Annotated in this window: 3 protein-coding genes; all 3 read left to right on the forward strand. The window is 72.0% G+C overall.

All coding sequences use genetic code 11. The features are described 5' to 3' along the window. A partial coding sequence (locus BGO22_RS04390; RefSeq protein WP_286849249.1) for a Mur ligase family protein occupies nt 1–895 on the forward strand: 895 nt, incomplete at its 5' end. Further along, nucleotides 885–2,063 (forward strand): phospho-N-acetylmuramoyl-pentapeptide-transferase, encoded by a 1,179-nt coding sequence (mraY, locus tag BGO22_RS04395; RefSeq protein ID WP_070397240.1) that lies wholly within the window; start codon nt 885–887, stop codon nt 2,061–2,063. The genes BGO22_RS04390 and mraY, both read left to right, overlap by 11 nt. After that, nucleotides 2,060–3,446: Mur ligase family protein (locus BGO22_RS04400; RefSeq protein WP_286849253.1), on the forward strand; the 1,387-nt coding region annotated here is incomplete at its 3' end. The genes mraY and BGO22_RS04400, both read left to right, overlap by 4 nt.

A 3,446-nucleotide genomic window follows, 5' to 3' on the forward strand; every position in this document is an offset into this window, starting at 1 on the left:
GCCCACGGTGGCCCTGGTGAACAACGCGCAGCGCGAGCACCAGGAGTTCATGAGCTCGGTGGAGGCCGTGGCGCGCGAGAACGGCGCCGTCATCGCGGCGCTCGGCGCCGATGGCGTGGCCGTGTTTCCCAGCGACGACGTGCACACCCGCGTCTGGCAGGCGCTGGCCGGCGCGCGGCGCAGCCTCACGTTCAGCGACACCGACCCCGAGGCCACCGTGCGCGCGCACAGCGCGGAGTGGCGCGACGGCGCCTGGGCGCTGCACATCGCCTCGCCGCTGGGCGATGCCGAGGTGCGGCTGCGCATCGCGGGCCGGCACAACGTGCGCAACGCGCTCGCGGCCGCGGCCTGCGCGGTGGCCGCCGGTGTGCCGCTGGACGCCATCGCGCGCGGGCTGGAGGCCTTCGAGCCGGTGGGCGGCCGCTCGCGCGCCATCACCGTCACCGTGGGTGGCCGCGTGCTCACGCTGATCGACGACAGCTACAACGCCAACCCCGATTCCGTGCGCGCCGCGATCGATGTGCTGGCCTCGCTGCCCGCGCCGCACCTGCTGGTGCTGGGCGACATGGGCGAGGTCGGTGACCAGGGCCTGGCCTTCCACCTGGAGGTGCTGCGCCACGCCTTCGCGCGCGGCATCGACGAGGTGCGCGTGAGCGGCACGGCCATGTGCGAGGCCGCCGAGGCCCTGCGCGCGGCCGGCGAGCCCGCGCCGCGTTGCGTCGCCGAGGTGGACGCGCTGGCCACCGACGTGGCCGCCGAGGTCGCCACCGGGGTGGTGGCCAGCGTGCTCGTCAAGGGCTCGCGCTTCATGCGCATGGAACGCGTGGTGCGGGCCGTGCGCGCGCTCGACCCGATGCAGGCCGACAACCACAAGGATTCTTCCCATGCTGCCTAGCATCGCCCTCTGGCTGCAGGGCCTGTCCCCCGAGCTGGGCTTCCTGCGGGTGTTCCAGTACCTCACTTTCCGCGCCGTCATGGCCGCCATGACGGCCTTGGTGGTCGGCCTGGTGGCGGGCCCCTGGTTCATCCGCCGCCTCGCCGCGCTCAAGATCGGCCAGCCGATCCGCGAGTACGCGATGCAAACCCACCTGAGCAAGGGCGGCACGCCCACCATGGGTGGCGTGCTGATCCTGTTCGCCATCGCGGCGTCCACGCTGCTGTGGTTCAACTGGAGCAACCGCTTCGTCTGGATCGTGCTCATCGTGACCCTGGGCTTCGGCGCCATCGGCTGGGCCGACGACTGGCGCAAGGTGGTGCACAAGAACCCCGAGGGCATGCGCTCGCGCGAGAAGTACTTCTGGCAGTCGCTGATCGGCCTGGTGGCGGCCTTCTACCTGGTGTTCGCGGTGTCCGAGACCAGCAACGCGCGCGTGCTGGAGCTCTTCATCGACTGGGTGGGCTCGGGCTTCACGCTGGACCTGCCGCCGCAGTCGGGCTTCATCGTGCCCTTCTTCAAGGAAGTGAGCTACCCGCTGGGCGTGGCCGGCTTCGTCATCCTCACCTACCTGGTCATCGTGGGCGCGAGCAACGCGGTCAACCTCACCGACGGACTGGACGGCCTGGCCATCATGCCGGTGGTGATGGTGGGTTCGGCCCTGGGCATCTTCGCCTACGTCACGGGCAACGCGGTGTTCGCGCGCTACCTGCTGCTGCCGCACATCCCGGGCTCGGGCGAGCTGCTCATCTTCTGCGCCGCCATGGCCGGCGCCGGCCTGGCCTTCCTCTGGTTCAACACCCACCCGGCGCAGGTCTTCATGGGCGACGTCGGCGCGCTCGCGCTGGGCGGCGCGCTGGGCACCATCGCGGTCATCGTGCGCCAGGAGATCCTGCTCGCCATCATGGGCGGCATCTTCGTGGTCGAGGCGCTGTCGGTGATGCTGCAGGTCACCTACTTCAAGTACACCAAGAAGCGCTACGGCGAAGGCCGGCGCCTGTTCCAGATGGCGCCGCTGCACCACCACTTCGAGAAGAAGGGGTGGAAGGAAACCCAGGTGGTGGTGCGCTTCTGGATCATCACCATGCTGCTGTGCCTGATCGGCCTGTCCACGCTCAAGCTGCGATGAAAGACCAGCACGTCCTCATCCTCGGTCTGGGCACCTCAGGGCTGTCCATGGCCTGCTGGTGCGCGCGCGAAGGTGCGCACGTGACCGTGGCCGACACGCGGGCCGCGCCGCCGCAGCTCATGGCGCTGCAGGGCGCCTGCCCCGAAGCTCGCTTCGTCAGCGGCGCTTTCGACGAGGCCTTGCTGGCCCGCGAGCCCTGGGCCTTCATCGCGCGCAGCCCCGGCCTGATGCCGGCCGAGCTGCAGGGCGTGTTCGCCTTCGCGCGCGAGCGCGGCGTGCCGGTGCTCACCGAACTGGATCTGTTCGCCCAGGCCCTGCAGGGCCTGTCGCGGCGCGAGCGCTTCCCCTACCGGCCGCAGGTGCTGGCCATCACCGGCACCAACGGCAAGACCACGGTCACCTCGCTCGCCGGGCAGTTGCTGGATCGCGCGGGCTGGTCCGTGGCCGTGGCGGGCAACATCGGCCCGGCCCTGCTGGACGTGCTGGCCGCCGCGCTGCGCGCGGAGGCCGTCGCGCAGGCGGCCGACGACGAGCGCGAAGCGGCGCAAGCCGCCGAGGCCGAGGCCCTGGCCGAACAGGCGAAGGCCGTGGCAGCGGCGTCGCCCGCCGAGCCCGAGCCCGAGCCCGAGGACACGCCGCCGGGCGAAGCGCCAGCCGAGGCAGAGGCCAACGACGGCCCCGTCTCCGCCGAAACCTCGGCCGCCGACGAAGCCGCGCCCGCCGCAGCGGACGACGAGGGCCCCGCGCTCATCGCGCCGCCGCCGCCCGAGCCGCCCCAGCCCCCGCACCTGCCGCGCGTATGGGTGCTCGAACTGTCCAGCTTCCAGCTCGACGGCACCGCTTCGGGCGCCTGGGCCTCGGTGCCCACGGCGGCCACGCTGCTCAACCTCACCGAGGACCACCTCGACTGGCACGGCGGCATGGACGCCTATGCCCAGGCCAAGGCCGCCGTGTTCGGCGAGCGCGCGCTCATGGTGCTCAACCGCGACGATGCGCGCGTGATGGCCCTCAAGCCCGGGCTGGTGACGGTCAAGATCGGCAACCGCAACCGCCAGGTGCCGGCGCGCCAGTGGTGCAGCTTCGGGCTGGACGCACCCACCCGCGCGGGCGATTGGGGCCTGGAAACCGTCAATGGCATGACCTGGCTGGTGCGCGCGCTGGCGCTCGACGAAACCCGCGCCAAGGGTCGCGCGCAGGAGGACGAAGAGATCTATCTCCAGCGCCTCATGCCCGCCGAGGCCTTGCGCATCCGCGGTCGCCACAACGCGGCCAACGCGCTGGCCGCCCTGGCGCTGGCCACCTCCACCGGCGCGCCGCTGGCGCCCATGCTGCACGGCCTGCGCGAGTACCGCGGCGAGCCGCACCGCATGGAGCCCGTGGCCA

This window comes from Hydrogenophaga sp. 70-12, from assembly GCF_001897365.1.
Lineage (GTDB): Bacteria > Pseudomonadota > Gammaproteobacteria > Burkholderiales > Burkholderiaceae_C > Hydrogenophaga > Hydrogenophaga borbori.